We start from the raw sequence: 18,353 nt of genomic DNA, 5'->3' as shown, positions 1-18,353 counted from the left end.
AGGTTATGCGAAACTTGAAAACTTTACTCTTGGGATCGGTTGCGTTCGCTGCGATGGGCGTTGCTTCCGAGTCTGCTCAGGCGCAGTCGGTTGCGTTTGGTGCGGGCGCGACGTTCCCGCAGATCGTCTATCGGCAGTTGATGGACTGCATCTACACCCAGGCCCAGGGCAGCACCGGCAAGCCGGGTCCGATGGCCAAGGCTATGAGCTGCGGTGGCTTCAACACCAGCGGCATCGGCGGCGCGATTCTTTATGCCGCGACGGGTTCGGGCAACGGCAAGACCGTGCTGCGCACCAACGACAAGACCCAGATCGGAACGCCTTCGTCTTCCGCTCCCGCCTACACCAGCAGCAACTTCGGCATCAACAACATCTCCGACTATGATGGCGTGCAGTTTGTCGGCAGCGACGACGTCGTCAACGCGGCCGACATGACCGCCTGGAACACGGGCGGCGCCTCCAGCCCGCAGTCGAAGTTCGGCAATCTCATCCAGATTCCCGCGGTCGTCGGCGCCGTTGCGTTTGGTCTGAACGGCAAGGATGGTACCGGCGCCGCTCTGAACATTCTGCCGGCGACCCCGGCTGGCGGCAGCAGCGGCCTCAACCTGTCGCGTAACGCGTTCTGCGGCATCGCGTCCGGCCACATCACCAAGTGGAACAACGCGATCCTGACCACGCTCAACGGTGGCACGCTCGGCAACGGCAACATCACCTTCGTGCATCGTCAGGACGGCAGCGGCACCACCTTCCTGCTCTCCAACGCGCTGGTTGAGCAGTGCCGTTACGAGTTCGGGCCGAACAGCGAAAGCGACGCGACCGTCGTGTCGTACGCTTTCCCCTGGACCGATCGTTCGCAGGCCTGCACCACCCCGCTTCTCGCGCGCGGTGCGAACCAGCTGAACTGGCCGGATCAGTTCCCGACCGACCAGTGCGGCAACGCGGTGACCAGCCCCGGCACCTTCGCCAACGCCTCGGGCAGCGGCGCCCTCGTCACCCTCGTCACCTCGACGAACGGTGCGATCGGCTACGCGTCCCAGGACTTCTGGCTGCCCGTCAAGGCCGGTGGCCTGAAGACTGCCAACCTCCAGTCGCAGTGGGACATCACCGGCGCGACCGGCAAGTTCCAGCCGCCGACCTTCCAGGGTGCGCAGAAGGCGATGGCAACCTCCATTCCGCAGTTCGACAGCACCAGCCGTCCGAACCCGCTGACCTGGAGCTTGCAGGGTGTCAATCCGAATCCGGTGGTTGCCGGTTCGTACCCGATCTCCGGCTTCTCCTGGTTCGAAATGTACCAGTGCTACCAGACGCACTCGAATAGCAACAACGCGTTCATCTGGTTCAAGACCTTCCTCGACTACGTCTACGGCAGCGGGTCAGCTTTGATCATGAACGACAACGGCTTCGCTCAGGTTCCGGCGGTCTGGCAGGGTGAAATCTACACCCTCCTCAACGACCCGACCAACGGCATCGGCGGCAGCGGCTGCACCGGCAAGGTCGGCGCTTACTGATCGCTGTCAGGTCTTAACCTGATCGATGATCGACAACACTTTGCACCCGGCTCGCGCCGGGTGCATTTTTCTTGCAGAGCCAGCTTTGTTTGATTTTCTCTCGATGCGACAAACGAGGTCGCCTGCCGGAGAGCTGCGCGCTGCAATGTTTTTATGTCGGGCCTGTTATATACGGACGACATTGACGGCTCGGATCAGACCTCAATGCATGACATTCGCTTCACACGCGCGTCGCGAGCAATTACGGTATCATTCTCCCTGTAATATATATAACATAACATCAGCGTATCATCGCCGACATCTGCTCGCTTCGGCTGCTGCGGTCTATCCGTAAGAACAGGGGAAACTTTGATATGCCAAAAATGAAGGCTCTACTGATGGGCTCGGCTGCGTTTGCGTCGGTGAGCGTCGCTTCTGGAGGCGTGCAGGCGCAGTCGGTTGCGTTTGGTGCCGGCTCGACGTCTGTGCAGATCGTCTATCGGCAGTTGATGGACTGCATCTATACTCAGGCCCAGGGCAGCCCCGGCAAGCCGGGTCCGATGGCCAAGGCCGCGAGCTGCGGTGGCTTCAACACCAGCGGCATCGGCGGCGCGATTCTTTATGCAGCGACGGGTTCGGGCAACGGCAAGACCGTGCTGCGCACCAACGACAAGACTAAGATCGGAACGCCGTCAGCCGGGTTGACTGTCCCGGCCCAGTCCGCTCCCGCCTACACCAGCAGCAACTTCGGCATCAACAACATCTCCGACTATGATGGCGTGCAGTTCATCGGCAGCGACGACGTCGTCAACGCGGCCGACATGACCGCCTGGAACACGGGCGGCGCCTCCAGCCCGCAGTCGAAGTTCGGCAATCTCATTCAGATTCCCGCGGTCATCGGCGCCGTTGCGTTTGGATTGAACGGCAAGGACGGCGCTGGCGCCACTCTGAACGTCCTGCCGGCGACTCCGCCCAGTGGCAGCAGCGGCCTCAACCTGTCGCGTAACGCGATGTGCGGCATCGCCTCGGGCCACATCACCAAGTGGAACAACGCGATCCTGACCACGCTCAACGGTGGCACGCTTGGCACCGGCAACATCACCTTCGTGCATCGTCGGGACGGCAGCGGAACCACCTTCCTGCTCTCCAATGCGCTGGTTGAACAGTGCCGCTACGAGTTCGGGCCGAACAACGAAAGCGATGCGACCGTCGTGTCGTACGCGTTCCCCTGGACCGATCGTTCGCAGGCCTGCACCACCCCGCTTGTCGCGCGCGGTGCGAACGTAGTCAACTGGCCGGATCAGTTCCCGACCGACCAATGCGGCAACACCGTTGCTAACCCGGGAGGGGGCCACTTCGCCGGTAATTCCTTCGCCGTCGATGGCTATGAAGTCGGTACGAGTGGCAGCAGCGCTCTAGTCTCATTCGTCGCCTACACAAACGGTGCGATCGGCTACGCCTCCTTGGACTTCTGGGAGCCGTCACGGCGGTAGTACTGCCAATCTCCAGTCCCAGTGGGATATCATCGCTGCAACCGGCAAGTTCCAGCCGCCGACCTTCCAGGGTGCCCAGAAGGCGATGTCGACGGTCATTCCGCAGTTCGACAGCACCAGCCGTCCGAACCCGCTGACCTGGAGCTTGCACGGTGTCAATCCGAACCCGGTGGTTGCCGGTTCGTACCCGATCTCCGGCTTCTCGTGGATCGAAATGTACCAGTGCTACAAGACGCATGCGAACGGCAACAACGCGTTCATCTGGTTCAAAGGTTTCCTCGACTACGTCTACGGCAGCGGGTCGCAAGCGATCATGAACGACAACGGCTTCGCTCAGGTTCCGGCGGTCTGGCAGGGCGAAATCTACACGCTCCTCAACGACCCGGCCAACGGCCTGAACGGCAGCAGCTGCTCCGGCAAGGTCGGCGCTTACTGATCGCTGTCAGGTCTCAACCTGATCGATGATCGACAACACTTTGCACCCGGCTCGCGCCGGGTGTTTTTTTTGAAGCGCGCCCGGCTTTGATCCAACATCGTGCCGCCAGTAGATGTGATGGCGACGGATGATAGGGCGCGCGCGCATTAATCTCCCATGCCCTGCGATCTGGCGGACCGGCCTGGCGCATCGGTTCCCTGTTCGCAAATTGTCACATGATTGATATTCATGACGGTTATCGCTCGGGTCCGATCAGGGACGGTCAGTGCCATGTCGATGCGCCTATTCATTGCTTTGCTCGCTGGCGTCCTTGCCGGGGGGAGCGTCCGGGCGTTCGCCGTCAGCGCGCCAGGTTCGATGGATTCTCCCGCTGCCGAGTCACGCGATGATCTGTTTGCCACGAAGCCCGCCAGCCCGGCTCCGGATCCCGCCGTCGCACCGGCGCCCGCGACTGTCGAACGGCCGCCAGAACCTCCGACCGCACAACGCGCGCTCAGCGACAACCCGCTGTGGGCTATCCCGCTCGGGCGTTTGACGGCCAGCCGCGAGCGGCCGCTGTTTGCGCCCACGCGACGGCCGCCGGCGCCCGCACCCGTCGTCGTGTCGGCGCCCGTGCAGGCAGCTCCGCCGCCGCCGGCCGAACCCGAGAAGCCGCAGCTCTCTCTGCTCGGCACCATCGTCGGCAGCGAAAAGATCGGCTTGTTCATTGATTCCGCCAGCAAGTCCGTGGTCCGGCTGAAAGCAGGCGAAAACCACAAAGGATGGACCCTTCGGGCGGTCGAGCGGCGCCAGGTGGAGTTCGCAAGAGGGCTCGATATTACCGTGCTGGACATCCCGTCGCCCGACATGAAGGCCGGCGCGACGCCGGGCGGACCGGTGCTTGCAGGGCCGCCGCCCGTTCCGGTCGCCATGCCGGTCCCGCCTCCGCGAGGTGGGCTGACCCCGGCTTCCGACGTCCACCCTGGCGCCAGCAAGAGCCTGACGATCAACAAGAGCGCGCAGCCGGCGAATTTCAAGCTGCCGCCGGGTCTGCTTAGCCCGTTTGCCAACCAGGGCCAGCGCTAGGGCAGCCCAATCTCATCAAGCTTTAGGGCCATTCTGGCCGGCCGCCATAGCTTGCATCGACGCGATATCGCGTTGATAACAAACAATAACATAATTAATCGCGCGCTTTCCTGCTGAAATTGCAGCGATTTTGCCGCGTCTTGGCCGGCGCAACGCGGTGTCGCAGATGCACATAGTGCGTCAATGCTACAAATCTGACATATGAATGTTAGTAAACGAAAAGTAAATGCGAGGCGCGAATGCGCCTGCGTCAGCGGCGCGCGCTCGACTGGAACTTGCAATCAGAAAGTGCCGCAGCGTGCCCCATCGCGATAGCCCTGTTTCTCCCCTCGGGATGCGGCGCGCCTTTGATCGGACGCTGCTTTGCGGCGTCAGCCTGCTGGCGCTGTCGGTCGCGGGTGGCTTCGGCCATGCGCGCAACCTCACGCCCGGCGGCAACGCAGTGGCACCGACGATGGCCGCGCAGCAGGCGGCGATCCTGGCCGCGCAGCAGGCTGCCGGCGCAGCGACCCAGGCTGAGACATCGCTTGCCCGCGCGGCCGCGGCGCTTGCCGCCGCGCGCAAGCTCCAGTCGGATGCTGCCGCCGCCGCCCAGGCCGCGGCGTCGTCCGTCCCGAATGGATTGACCCCGGGCGGGTTGATGCCGTTCGGCGGCACCGCGGGCGATCCCTTGGCGGGCATCAAGGCCGATGCCTCCAAATGGCTTGGCGCGAACTTGCCGAAGCAGACGACGAGCGGCTCGAAGGTCTCGGTCGATATCCAGCAGACCCAGAAGAAGAGCATTCTTTACTGGGACACGTTCAACGTCGGCGCCAACACCACCGTCAATTTCAGGCAGTCCGCATCGGACTGGATCGCGCTGAACCGGGTGCAGGATCCCAGCGCCTCGCCGAGCCGCATTCTTGGCCAGATCAATGCCATGGGCGGCGTCTACCTGATCAACCGCAACGGCATCATCTTCGGCGTCGGCTCGCAGGTCAACGTACACACGCTGATCGCGTCCAGCCTCGACGTCGGCAAGCTCGGCAGCGATCTGGCGGCGCGCGACCAGTTTTTCCTCAATAACGGCATTGCCGATCTCAATTCGTTCTCGATCTACGACAAGGACGGCGGCGCGGCGACCAACCTGATTGCCGGCGACATCAAGGTGGAGCGCGGCGCGTCCATCACCGGCAATATCCTCTCCGACCAGGTTTCGCTTGGCTCGCCCGGCTCGGTCTATCTGTTCGGCGCCAACGTCTACAATTCCGGATCCATCACGGCCCAGGGTGGCGAGGTCGCGATGGTCGCGGCACGAACGATCGATGTCGTTCCGAACGGCTATTCGGCGCTGCCGGACAGCGTGCTGGGCAAGGATGACAAGGGAAATACCATCAAATTCCGCGGCCGCGAATTCAGGCTGTCGCAGTTTGCGTCGGCGTACAACCCGGACGATCCGCAAGCGCCTTTCGGCTATCCAAGCGCGACCGGTGGCACTTATCTGGCCGGCACAGGTGCGGTCAAACATGACGGCCTGATCGACGCCTCTCGCGGCATCGTGGTGATGAACGGCGATACCGTTGCGATCGACAATCCCACGGATGCAAGCGGTCACGCTCTGACCGACAGCGCCGGAAAACTGATCCAGGGCGTGATCTCGTCCGACACCAGCATCGACCGCAACAGCTTCGTGCTGCTCCGCGCGGCGACCAGCGTCACCATGAACGGCGTGATCTCGAGCCTGCCCGTCGACGACGGCGCGGCGGGATTGCCGAGCACGCAGAGCTTCACGCCGGCTTATATCGAGGCGTCGGCGCAAACCAACATCACGGTCGGATCGAGCGGGCTGATCTCGGCGCCATCGGCGCAGGTCTCGCTCAACGCGAAGCTCTTTCCGACAACGGGCGATGTGCCAGGCCTCTTTCAGCAGGGCAGGGTCGGCACGAGCGGAGGCAACGGACCCGGCGTCCTCCCCAACTCGAACGCCGCGCAGTCCGTCCTGCTCGCCCCGGGGGCAACGATCGACGTCGCCGGGCTCCAGAACGTCGAGCTACCGGCGAGCTACAACATCATCTCGTTCCAGCCGCGCGCCGAGTTCGCCGACATGCCCTTGCAGCGCAACGGCGCGCTGTACGGCCAGACGATGTACATCGACATCCGCAACACCGGCACCCGCAGCGACGGCACCACGTGGGTGGGAACGCCGCTCGCGGACGCCAGCGGCTATGTCGCCAAGGTTCCGCGCAGCATCTACCAGCTGATGACCGTCGGCGGCAGCGTGTCGCTGGCCACGGACCTCTCCACCAGCAATGGTGCTGCCAGCGTCAAGACCGACGGCTCGATCATGAATGTCGCCGGCGGCAGCGTGAAGTTCCTGCCCGGCATGGTGAACACGACGCGCCTGCTCGGCAGCGACGGCCGCATCTACAGCATGACCAACGCCGACCCGAACATGACCTATCTCGGGATCGCCGGCCAGTTCACGGTCAAGCATGCGCACTGGCACGTCACGGAAACCTGGTCCACGCCGACCCAGATCTATTCTGCAGGCTTCTCCGAGGGGCACGACGCCGGACGCGTCAGCGTCGTGACCGTCAATCCGGCGCTGCTCGGGACGATGTATTTCGGCTCGACAGCCGGCGAGCGCCAGATCGTCGGCGGGCAGTTGCCGTTGCAGGGCTCGCTCGAGCTGACGACGCCGTCGAGCGTGCAGCTCGGCGCGACGGCATCGGCGAATTACACGACGCAAAGCACCTATACGACGAATTTGTCGGCCGATATCCTGTCGGGTTACGGCCTCAGCTCGCTGAAGGTGACGGCGAACGATTTTGTGTTGTCGGATGGCAGCATGCTCAATCTCGCGGCCGGCGGCAGCCTTTCCGTCACGGCGGGTGGTGCGATTGACATTGCCGGATCGGTATCGGCGGCTGGAGGCAATGTTAGCCTCGTTACCGACCGAGTTTCCATCAACGGCAGTTTTGCCAAGCTTTTCAAGGCGCCCAAGGACCCCAAGGATCCTTCGGGCAACCCGATTGCCGCGAATGTCTTCGTCGAGGGCACGATCGACGTCAGCGGCCGGTTTGTCAATGACACCGGGCGCACGGCTGGTGTTGATGCGGCCGGTCCCGCCTTCATTAACGGCGGCACCATTTCGATCACCACTACCAAGGATAGCGCCAGTGCCACTGGTGGCTATTATCTGGATACGACCGGAAGCATATTGCTGGCGAAAAGCAGCGTGCTCAATGTATCCAGTGGCGGCTACATTTCGCCGCAGGGCAAGGCTAAGACAGTGGCCACTGGTGTCATGGCCGGCAAGGCAGGGAGCATTTCACTCGCTCTGTACAGGGGCAAAGAGTGGGCCGATCAAGAAGGTCCGCATCATCCAACGCCAGGTCTAGCGACGCCCGCTGTCATCGCGCTCGACGGCACCCTGCGCGGCTACGGCTTCGAGACCAACGGGAGCTTGAGGCTCGCCGCAGCCGACACCATCCGCATCGGTGGCGCGCTTCAGGATGGTGAGACGTCGTCGATCCGCATCGGCGGTGAAGCGAGGACGCTGCCTGTCTCGTTGCTGACGGGCGGCGGCTTCGGCTCCTACATCATCGAGACGGTGAGCGACGACTGGTCCGGCGCGGGCGCCCAAATCATCGTCTCGGCCGGGACCAGCCTGACCCTTCAGCAGAAGAACCTGGCGAGCCTCGCCGACTACACCGCGACACCGACCGGGACCAAGCTCGGCCAGCAGGCCGCGCCGCAACTGGCGCTGCTTGCGGACGACCGGCGCAAGCCGGTCGATCTCACGCTCAGGGCCGACAACATCAAGCTCGATACGGGTTCGAAGATCATCACCGATCCCAAGGCGAGCATCACGATGGCTGCGGTCACAAAAGATCGCAGCGGGTCGACATCTACCAGTCCAAAGCCAAGCACTCCGGATTGGATCGTCCCAGCGAAGTCGGTCGAGCTGCGTGGTACGATCATCGACCATGGCGGCTCCGTCTTCATCAACTCACTGGCGACGCATCTTTCGTCAGACGCGAAGATCGACTTGTCCGGGACATTCGTCGCCAAGTCCCTGTTCGGCACGGTCAACGGTCCAAGGACGAGCGGCAGCTACATCGCCGGCGGCACGTTTGCGGTGGAAGGTGGAACGATTACCACGATCTACACCTACAAAGACCCGACAGGTGATTCCAGCAAGGACCAGTTCTATTTCACTTATGGACCCGCCGGCACTCCGCAGCCAAGCTACCTTGTCGCTGATGCCGGTGCGGTGGTCGACGTGTCGGGCGCGGCCGGCAATATCCAGGTGGCAGGCGCGCGCGGCGCGACGACGTCGCAATGGTCCTGGAGCGACGCCGGCACGGTGAGCGCAGACGTCAGCGGATTTTCCTGGGGCGGGAGCTTCGCCGCGGCCGGCGGCCGATATGTCGCCGCCGATGGCTCGTTGCAGGCCGAATCGCGCGCGAATGGCGGGACCATCCTGCTCGGCGGCGGCAACATATTCCTGCAGCAGGGCGCCGCCGGCGTCATCAGCGCGCCGACGACGATCAACGTTTCGGCCGATCAGCTCGCGCCGTTCGACAACGTCTATCTCTACGCGGCTGCGGCCGTGGGCGGCGCCGCGCGCATCTTCACCGACCTGCCCGGCAACACCTACGCTGATAGCGATCCGCAGTGGGGAAATCTCACGATTTCCAGTTCGCTGAACTGGACCGTGACCAACCGTCTGCACATTGCGGCAGGTGTCATCGGCGCGCCGGGATCCGGATCGGTCGATGCACGCATTGCGGCGCCCTATGTCGTGCTCACCGGCTCCGGCAAGGAGCGGGTGGCCGGCACCAGCACGTTGACGGTGAATGCACAGACGATCGATCTGGAGAGTGGAAGACCGTCCAATTTCAAGCCGGGCGACGCCCTGCCGGGTCTCGACTTCTCGGGCTTCAGCCAGGTCAACCTGATCGCGAGCGGCGACCTCCGCCTCGGCACGCTCAAGGTTGTGAACGGTCTCGAGACTGATCCCTCGCAGACCATCCCGACGGAGCAATCGAGTTTCACGGGCAGGCTGATCTCGACCGGAAATCTCCTGCTCTCAGCCCAGCGGATCTATCCGGTATCCGCCGTCAACTTCACGATCGAGACGCCGGGGAACGTAAAGTTCGCCGCGCCCGCGAACAGCTACACCGGGATTCCCCTGTCAGCCGGCGGCGGCATCACCGTGATCGCAAACACCATCGATCAGGCGGGCAATCTGTTCGCGCCGCTCGGCAAGATCGCGCTCGGCAATACCGACAGCGCGGTGTCCTCGATCATCACGCAGTCGGTGGTGCTGGAGGCCGGGAGCCTCACCTCGGTGTCGCTGGCCGACACGACTGTTCCCTACGGTGCGACGTCCGACGGCACCAACTGGTACTACAACGCCAACCTCAATCCGCTGGCGCAACCGCCGTCGAAGGGTTTGATCCTGGCCGGATCGAACGTAACGCGCGCCGACGGCTCGACGATCGACCTGCGTGGCGGCGGCGATATCCAGGCCATGGAGTGGATTGCGGGCAAGGGCGGCTCGCGCGATAGCCTGACCACGACGCCTTCCGGCCAGACCGTCTACGCGCTGCTGCCGTCGCAGATCGATCCGATCGCAGCGTATGACATCCATTTTGCCACCGCGCGCAGTGCCGATGCGGGCAAGACAGTCACCGCCGGCGACACGATCCCGCTGGCCGGCACCCAGATCACGATCGACGGCGGCAACGGCATCCCGGCGGGAACGTATATGCTTTATCCCGCGCACTACGCGACGCTGCCGGGCGCAATGCGTGTCGTGGTCTATTCCAGCGACAACACCGGCAAGAACATTGCCACGGGAACCAAACTGCCGGACGGCACCGTTCTGATGACCGGCCATTACACGCAGTCGACCGCGCCTGGAAAGCAGTCGTGCGGCCAGACGGTGTTCGCGGTGCAGACAAGCTCGGTCTGGCAGCAATACAGCGAGTACAGCTTCAACGGCGCCAACACCTATTATGCCCAACTGGCGGCCAAGAATAATGTCACGGCGCCGCGGCTGCCGATGGATGCGGGACGGCTTTCGGTCTCCGCGCTGCAGTCGATCGTGCTCAACGGCATGGCGCTGACGCAGCCGGGCCGGGACGGCAGCGGCAACACCGGCCGCGGCAGCGAGCTCGATATCAGCGCGCCCAAGCTCGCTGTGCTCGGCCATGCCGAATACGTCAACAACGACATTCCGTCCGGCTATGTCGGCCTCGACGTTGCCCAGCTCAACGGCTTCGAGAGCATTCTCATCGGCGGCAGCCGCAGCGATATCACCTCGGGCACGCTGATCGCGCCGACGGCCAGCAATGTCGTCGTGGACACGCGCGGCGAGACGTTCAGCGCGCCGGAGATCCTGCTCGTCGCCCAGCAGGTCGGCCAGTGGCAGGAAGTCAAGCAAACGGTGACGGTCGGTTCGCAGTCCGTCCTGCTGGATCTTCCGGTCTATGTCCCGGAGGCGGGCAGCGGTACGGTGACCATCAATTCCGGCAGTATCATCAAGACCACGGGCGTCGTTCACGCCAAGCTCGGGCGCCATTACGTGGTCGCGTCGGACGGGCAGGCGCCCGTTACGGCGCAAAGCCTTGCCGCGGCCCTCGGCGGGACGCTCTCCGGAACGGAGATCGTGGATGCCGTCCTCGCAAAACTCCTCGACCCCAACAGCCCCGCCCGGCTGGCTCTCAGTTATTACGCCAATGGCGGTGCGCAGCAGCCGGGGCGTGGCGCCTTGTTCGTGGCGAGTAACGACCCGACGCTGCAAGTGACAGGGCCGACCGCGACCGGCGTTTCGGCGCCGACGCTCACGATCAAATTCAAGGATGTCGCGACCGCATCGGCCACGCTGCCGGCCGGGCCGGTGACCGGAAGCCTGACATTGGCGGGCGGTGACACCAGCAACAGCGGCAAAGTGGCGATCGCTGACGGCGTCAAGATCTCGACGAATACGCTGACGCTCCAAGCGACCGCATCCAACAACGCGATCGCTCTCAATACGACGGACTTGCACGCCAATCTGGTCAACCTGATCGCGCCGAGCATCGGCGTCGGAGCCGCCACGGCGGTTGCCGGCAAGAGCCTGGTGCTGCCGGCCAACAGCACCCAGTTCGCCGACGTGCAGACACTGGCCCTGCGCGTGCTGTCCGGTCCGGTTACGGTGTATGGCGATTTCAATTCCGGCGCACGCAGCCTGTCGCTGGATGCCACCGGCATCGCGCTCGGCAGCGAGGTGCTCAATCCCGGCACGAGCCTGAATCTGCGCGCGGGAACGGTGCTGGCGTTTTCATCCTCCGCGACGGTCCAGTTCAGCGTCGGCGTCACCGTCACGTCCGCTGCCGGCGTCGCCACGAGCTACGCCGCCAACACCCAGATCACACTCGATCCCAACAGCAAGGTCAGCGTTGCGTCCGCCGGGACGATGACCGTGGCGGGTTCGGGTGGCGCCACCCTGACACGGGATGGCCTGATCTCGGCGAGCAACAACATCACGCTCAAGAACACCGGGGCCAGCCCGTCCTTCAGCGCTCCAGCGGCAAACGGCAACAGCCTCGAACTGGCCGCAAAGGAAATCGATCTGGGCAGCGGCCGGGTCAATGGGAATGTCGTCAACGGCAACTTCACCATTGCCGGTTTCTCCAGGGTCAAATGGTCGGCCGACGACAGCGTGGTCGTCAAAGGCCCCGGGACGATGACGCTTGGCGCGAACGGCGACAAGACCGACCTCACTGTCAGCACGCCGCGCATTCTTGTCGCCGGCGCAACCGCGGGGACTCCTCAGGGTTTTGCCCTGACGGCGTCGGGCGATATCTCCATCGTCGATCCGGTGACGCGCGGCTCGGCCGCAGCCGGCCCGATCGATAGCGACGAGACCGGCGGCATTCTCACGGTCACGGCGTCGAACATTGCCGTCGGCAGCACCATTCAGGCGCAGGCCGGCACCATTACGCTCGGTGCGATCGCGGGGAACGTCACCCTCAATTCCGGTGCGTATCTCTCGGCGCGCGGCTACAAGAAGACGCTGGTGGACGTCGACACCTATCTGTCAGGCGGCAAGGTCGTGCTTTATGCCGACATCGGGGTGAATGCCACGGGCGGTGGCCAGGTCATCACCGATGCCAGCAGCACCGTCGACGTCGCGACGACGAGCGGTGGTCAAGGCTACGGCGGGACGATCGAGGTGGACGCGCTCCGCGGCGGCGCGACGCTCGCCGGCCGGCTGCTCGGCACCGGCGGTCCCGGCCTCGGCGGCCGGTTCAAGCTCGATACCAACGGTGCGGCCGACCTGACGGCGCTTGCAGATATTCTGCTCGCCGGCGGTCTCACCGGCGCGATCGACATCCACACCCGCACCGGCAATCTCGAACTGGCGGCAGGGCACACGCTGAAGGCCAATGCCATTTCGCTCACGGCGGACGATCCGACTTGGGTCCACATCTTCGCCGAGAAGCAACTGGGCCAGGTCAAGATTCGCGGTCGCATCGATGCTACTGGCTATAGCGGCAGCACGCTCGACGGTACCGGGCAGGCCGGCGGAAAGGTCGCGCTCTACGGCGCCAATTCGGTGTTCCTCGCAAGCAGCGGCATGATCGACGCCTCGACCACGCACACCGACGAGCGCGGCGGCGACGTCACCATCGGCATCGGCTGGGACGCCAAATCAAAAATCTGGCTGCAACAGGGTACGCAGATCAACGTCTCCGGCGGCACCAAGGGCGGCCTGAGCGGCGGCACCGTGACGTTCCGCGCCCCACTGGATGGCAACAACGACGTCAAGATTGCCATGGTCAGCAATGTCGCCAATCCGTCCGGCACGCACGGCAGCAAGTTCTACGCCGATGGTGACAAGACCTTCGACGAACTTCCCGTGATCGACGCCACGAACAACGTCAACGGTCGCTCGAAGCTCAGCATCGTCGGCGCGCGTTCGGTCGCCGTGAACGGCTTCATCGCGTTCGACACTACCGCCGGCAATCACGGCATCGACGGGTCGAGCCTCGGCTGGTTCGGGACGATCGACCCGGCCGGCTGGTACAAGGGAGTGGACACGAACGGGAATCTGATACCTGCCACGGACGGGACCTGGACCAACGTTACGGGATTTCAGCTTGATAAGACGATCAGCGGTGGAACGGCGCTTCCGAGCGTGCCGACGTCCGTCGCGGTCAAAAACAGCGCAGGAATTCAAATTGCGACTATCAATGTGTCCGGCGGGATAGATACTTTTCTGCCGAACACGACGACGCTGTCCCAATACTTCGGTCAGAGCGATATTCCCATCACATTCCCGCCGCCAGCTACGCCTGGAGGCAGGACTGCCCAGGGCCGCGTGTCGTTCAGTGCAAGCGGAGACGCTACGGTCACCATCACGGATGCTGGTACCGGTTACCTTACGCGAGTCACGAGCGTTCAAATCGGCAATGTCGCGGACGTGCCGGCTGCGACCGGATTGTTCGGTCGTGTGCTGTCAACCGTCAAGATCGTTTCAGCATCCTTGTCGCTCGTGCCTGGTTCCACCGGCTATGATGGCACCTCGCTATCCGTTTCCCTCGGCGTCAGCGGTAACAACGGCCAAGCGACGGCGACATTTACAAAAGTATCGAACCTGTCGGGCTCGACCACCCTGGTCAACGGCAGCCTGCAGTTCGTGCCGACCACCAACGACTACATTCCGCTGACGTCGAGCGGCGTTTACGCGACGTTTGATCCGGCTAACCAGGGCAAGCCGGGCGTTGCCTCCTTTACCGGCGGCGCCGGCACGGGCAATGCCTTCTTCGGCGACACGGTCTCCCAGATCACCAAGGGGACGTGGAGCCATAACGGGCAAAGCTACGGCTTCACCAACCTGTTCACGCGCCTTGCTCCATTGGTCAACAGCCTCGGCGCGGACGTCGTGCACGTGCAGCCGGGCGTCGACCTGGTGAACTCCAGGGGCGACATCACCGTCAGCAGCAACTGGAATCTGGCGGCGGGCGTGGTCGATCGCGGCAAACCATCGCCGACCATCTTCAATCCCGCTTCGGACTATATAGATTTTACCTACCGTCTCGCAACGCCCTGGGGCGGTCTCGACGCCGGCGTGCTTTCGCTGCGCGCTGCCGGAAACATCAACGTCAACGCCTCTATTTCCGACGGCTTCTTCCAGTTCGCGAACTATCTCGACCCGATCTACGCGGGCAAGGTCAACGACTATTTCGCGTCCAATAGCAGTTTACGCGCGATCGATTTCAATTCGATCTATTTGAACGACCCTACCAGCGATACGCTTCTGATCGCGCCCTACAAGGCCGGAGACAGCGGCAACGGGATCAGTCCGACTTCGCAGGATCTTGCGAGTGCTGACCTGTTCCCGCACAAACTGCTGGTTTGCACGATCGACTGCAGCCAGGCGAACATCAAGGCGGTGACGGCGCCATCGTCATGGTCCTACAGCCTGACCGCGGGCGCCGACGTGTCGAGCGCCAATCCGACTGCCAGAGTTCCGCTTGCGAACGACAAGGGCGACGTCATTGTCGACAAGCACGCAACCTACGACCAAAAGGTGGTGGGAAGCACCACCCCTGTCCCTGTCAATATTCCGACCATGATCCGGACAGGCACCGGCAGCATCACCGTCGCGGCCGCTCGAGATGTGGTCTTGAAGGACACCGCCGCGCCCGGCGTGATCTATGCCGCCGGCGTCAATACGGAAACCTACGCCAATCCGTACAGCCCGAGCCTCGCCGTCAACGATGCAATCGGCTTCTTCGAGCCCCGCCTCATGGCATACGGCAACGCGGCTGCCACCGCCGCCGCGTCTGAGCTCTATTACGGACCGCCAACCGCGGCGGCCTTCCCCGAAAAGGGTGGGGACGTCGTCATCGACGCGCAGCGCGATGTCGTGGGCAGCACCAAGGTGATCGCAATAAAGGATGAGAACGGCAACACGGTCCTCAAGAAAGTGCCTCAGTACTATCAGCCCTGGCTGCTATCCAATTCCGGTGTGACGCCCAGCGCTGGCGCGTCGATCCTCGGAGCCGGTGTTTTCGCGCCGGTTGGAACGCAGATCGCCTCGCAAACCGCGTGGTGGATGCAATACGGCAGCTTCCAGCAGGGCTTCCTGAGCGCAGGCGGAAATGTGAGCGTTCTTGCCGGGCACAATATGATCGATGTGTCGGTTTCGGCTCCGACGACTGGGCGCGTCACCGGCGGCCTGTCGGCGAACAGCACGCCCGTGACGCATCTCTACGGCAGCGGCAACATGGTCGTGCGCGCCGGCGGCGACATCCGGGGCGGCTCGTTCTACGAGGGATCCGGCCACGCCAGCATCGTCGCGGGCGGCGACATCGGCCAGAACGAGTATGTCTACAGGTACGCGAAAAGCACGCTCAAGCTTCCGAACCTTCCGCTGCTTGCTGTCGATACCGGCCAGATCACGATGACGGCAAACGGCTCGATCGCGATGGCGGGTGTCGTCAACCCGGCTGCGCTGCACGCACAGCAACCGAGCAAAGCGAATCCTCTGGAGCCGAAGCCCGAGCCGAAGACACCGCTGTATTTTGATGCCTACGGCCCAGATAGCAAGGTTCGGTTGGTGGCGCAGTCGGGCGACGTGACGATCAATATCGCGCCCACCGCGATCGCCATCATTCCCACCAACGCCCTGGCTGTTCAGGCGGCGCCGGCAACTTATCCTGCGAGCTTCGAGGCGGTCGCGTTGCAGGGCAATCTGATAACGACCGGGATCAGCAACATCCTGAATCAGAATCTGAATCAACATGCTTCGGGTACGGTTCCAGCGCCGGGCATCGTGCTCAGCCCGTCCGAGCACGGCACTTTCAATTTGTTGGCGCAGGGCAGTATCGACCTCACGTTCGGTTACCCGCAGACATCGACGCCGCAATTGATCTCACGCCCGCTTATCTCCGCCGGGCCGTCTCTGATCGACGCTGCGTTCGATCCATTCCGACCCAATAGCGGCAATGACGAGGCGTCGAGCCGTGCGATCCTTGCGCATGAGAACGATGTGGCCGACGGTCTCGACACGACCGCTCGTATTTACGCCGCGACCGGCGACATCAAGGCAACGGGAAGCTACGGCAAGAGGACCCCCAGTTCGTCTGAAAATGTCTATCAGCGCATCGAGATCAATCGCCCGACCAGCATCTATGCGGGGCGCGACATCGTCGATCTCAACGTCATCGTGCAGAACATCCATACCAGCGACGTCAGCACCATCGTGGCCGGCCGGAACATCACTTACACCGGCTTTAGCAATGGCGGCGGCTTGCAGGTGGCCGGACCCGGCTTCCTCGTGGTCCAGGCCGGCGGCGATATCGGCCCGTTCCTCCCGGCGGCGTTTGACAATGCGACCCAGGCTCCGGTTCAGGAGGGCATCGTGTCGGTCGGCAATTCCAGCCCGACCCCGGTTGGGAACATCTACATTTCGGAAAGCACGGGAGGCGGTTCGGTCGGCATCTACAACCAGTCGCTGCTCGGGCCGGCGAACAATCCCCGGCGCAATGCGGCGCTGACGGACGCTGCCGGCACCAAGCAGGGGGCCGACATCATCACGATGTTCGGCGTCAAGTTCGGTGTCGATTACGCCGCCGTGGCGGCTTCCTATATCGATCCGGCGAATGCCAGCAGCGTCAAACATAACTATGTGTCCGACCTGCGCTCCTTCTTGAGCCGGATTGGCAAGCCGGCAAGCGACAGTGACTCCGACGCCAGCGTGTTCGCGGCCCTCCAGGCCTTGCCCACTGACCTTCAGCACGTCTTTATCGACCAAGTATTCTTCGCCGAGCTTAAAGCGGTCGGCATCGACCAGAAGGGCGGCACGTCGTCAGACACCCAGCGCGGCTACCGCATGATCGAGACGATGTTCCCGGCGAGCCTGGGCTACACGGCAAACGTGCTCGGCAGCGGGAGCAACGGCGCTAGCCAGCTGGTCAAGACTGGCGACATGAACCTGCTGCATGCCACGGTTCAGACCCAGCTAGGCGGCGATATCTCGATGTTCGGCCCGGGCGGCAACATCATCGTCGGCTCGCTTGCGGCCGAACCCAACTCGGCCCTGAAGTTGCGGGATATCGGCATCCTCACCCTGGGTGGCGGCGCCATCAACACCTTCACGGATGAAAGTGTGCTGGTGAATTCGAGCCGCGTGCTCACGACCCAGGGCGGCGACATCCTGATGTGGAGCTCCAACGGCAATCTCGACGCCGGCCGCGGCTCCAAGACGACCTTGTCGGCACCGGCGCTGCAAGTGCTGTATGATCAGGACGATTACCAGTCGATCGATCTTGGCGGCTTTGTCACCGGTGCGGGTATCGGCACGCTGCAGGCGTCGTCCAAAGCTGCCGCATCCCAGCTTTATCTTCTCGCGCCACGCGGCACGATCGATTTCGGTACCGCCGGCGTGCGCGCCTCGGGCAGCGCAGTCTTCGTCGCACCCGTCATCGCCAATGCCAGCAATTTCCAGGTGCAGGGGAGCACGACCGGAATTCCGACCGTATCCGTTCCCAATATCGGCGCGCTCACGGCAGGCTCGAATACGGCCGGCGCGGCCGCCAAGACGGCGGAAACGCCAACCGCAACCGGCGCCCGCAGACAGGGTTCGATCTGGATCGTCGAGGTGATCGGTTATGGCGGCGGCGACGGCCAGGATGACCAGGCCGACGACAAGAAGGAGTCCGATACAACGTCATCGGGGAACGGCAAGCAATGATGGTCTGCGAGATTGATCGGCTTGCGGTCGCGGTCGGCAGCAGCGTGCCGCCGTGTCAACCCTCATGATTGAGCGAGATACGCGACAAGCTGAGCGCACCCGCCACGGAATGAACGCTTTCCATCCAGAAATCTGAC

At 63.4% G+C, this 18,353-nt stretch carries 5 protein-coding genes; all 5 read left to right on the top strand.

Annotated features, from left to right (window positions below; all coding sequences use genetic code 11):
* Positions 1–5 precede the first annotated feature (5 nt).
* A complete protein-coding gene (locus tag JJC00_RS26585; protein WP_200468823.1) occupies positions 6–1,508 on the top strand; it encodes a substrate-binding domain-containing protein in 1,503 nt (500 codons plus the stop codon).
* Positions 1,509–1,972: 464 nt separating this feature from the next.
* The gene (locus tag JJC00_RS38315; protein WP_246773930.1) at positions 1,973–2,980 is read left to right on the top strand and encodes a substrate-binding domain-containing protein; all 1,008 of its coding nucleotides are present in this window, start codon (positions 1,973–1,975) and stop codon (positions 2,978–2,980) included.
* Positions 2,981–3,065: 85 nt separating this feature from the next.
* Positions 3,066–3,416 carry a hypothetical protein gene (locus JJC00_RS38310; RefSeq protein WP_349643514.1) on the top strand — a complete coding sequence of 117 codons (351 nt, stop codon included), beginning with the start codon at positions 3,066–3,068 and terminating at the stop codon, positions 3,414–3,416.
* Positions 3,417–3,773: 357 nt separating this feature from the next.
* On the top strand, positions 3,774–4,481 hold the full coding sequence (locus tag JJC00_RS26575; RefSeq protein WP_200468822.1) for a hypothetical protein: 708 nt from the start codon (positions 3,774–3,776) through the stop codon (positions 4,479–4,481).
* 298 nt (positions 4,482–4,779) lie between these two features.
* Positions 4,780–18,216, top strand: coding sequence for a filamentous haemagglutinin family protein (locus JJC00_RS26570; protein ID WP_200468821.1), 13,437 nt, complete (start codon positions 4,780–4,782; stop codon positions 18,214–18,216).
* Positions 18,217–18,353: the final 137 nt, after the last annotated feature.

The organism is Bradyrhizobium diazoefficiens (genome assembly GCF_016616885.1).
Classification (GTDB): domain Bacteria; phylum Pseudomonadota; class Alphaproteobacteria; order Rhizobiales; family Xanthobacteraceae; genus Bradyrhizobium; species Bradyrhizobium diazoefficiens_F.
Note: the sequence above shows the minus strand (reverse complement) of the source record. Positions and strands in the feature narration are given on the sequence as shown.

Coding starts and splice junctions, on each gene's coding strand:
- JJC00_RS38310 (WP_349643514.1), top strand. CDS start 3,066: ATGTCGACGGTCATTCCGCAGTTCGACAGCACCAGCCGTCCGAACCCG.
- JJC00_RS26585 (WP_200468823.1), top strand. CDS start 6: ATGCGAAACTTGAAAACTTTACTCTTGGGATCGGTTGCGTTCGCTGCG.
- JJC00_RS26575 (WP_200468822.1), top strand. CDS start 3,774: ATGGATTCTCCCGCTGCCGAGTCACGCGATGATCTGTTTGCCACGAAG.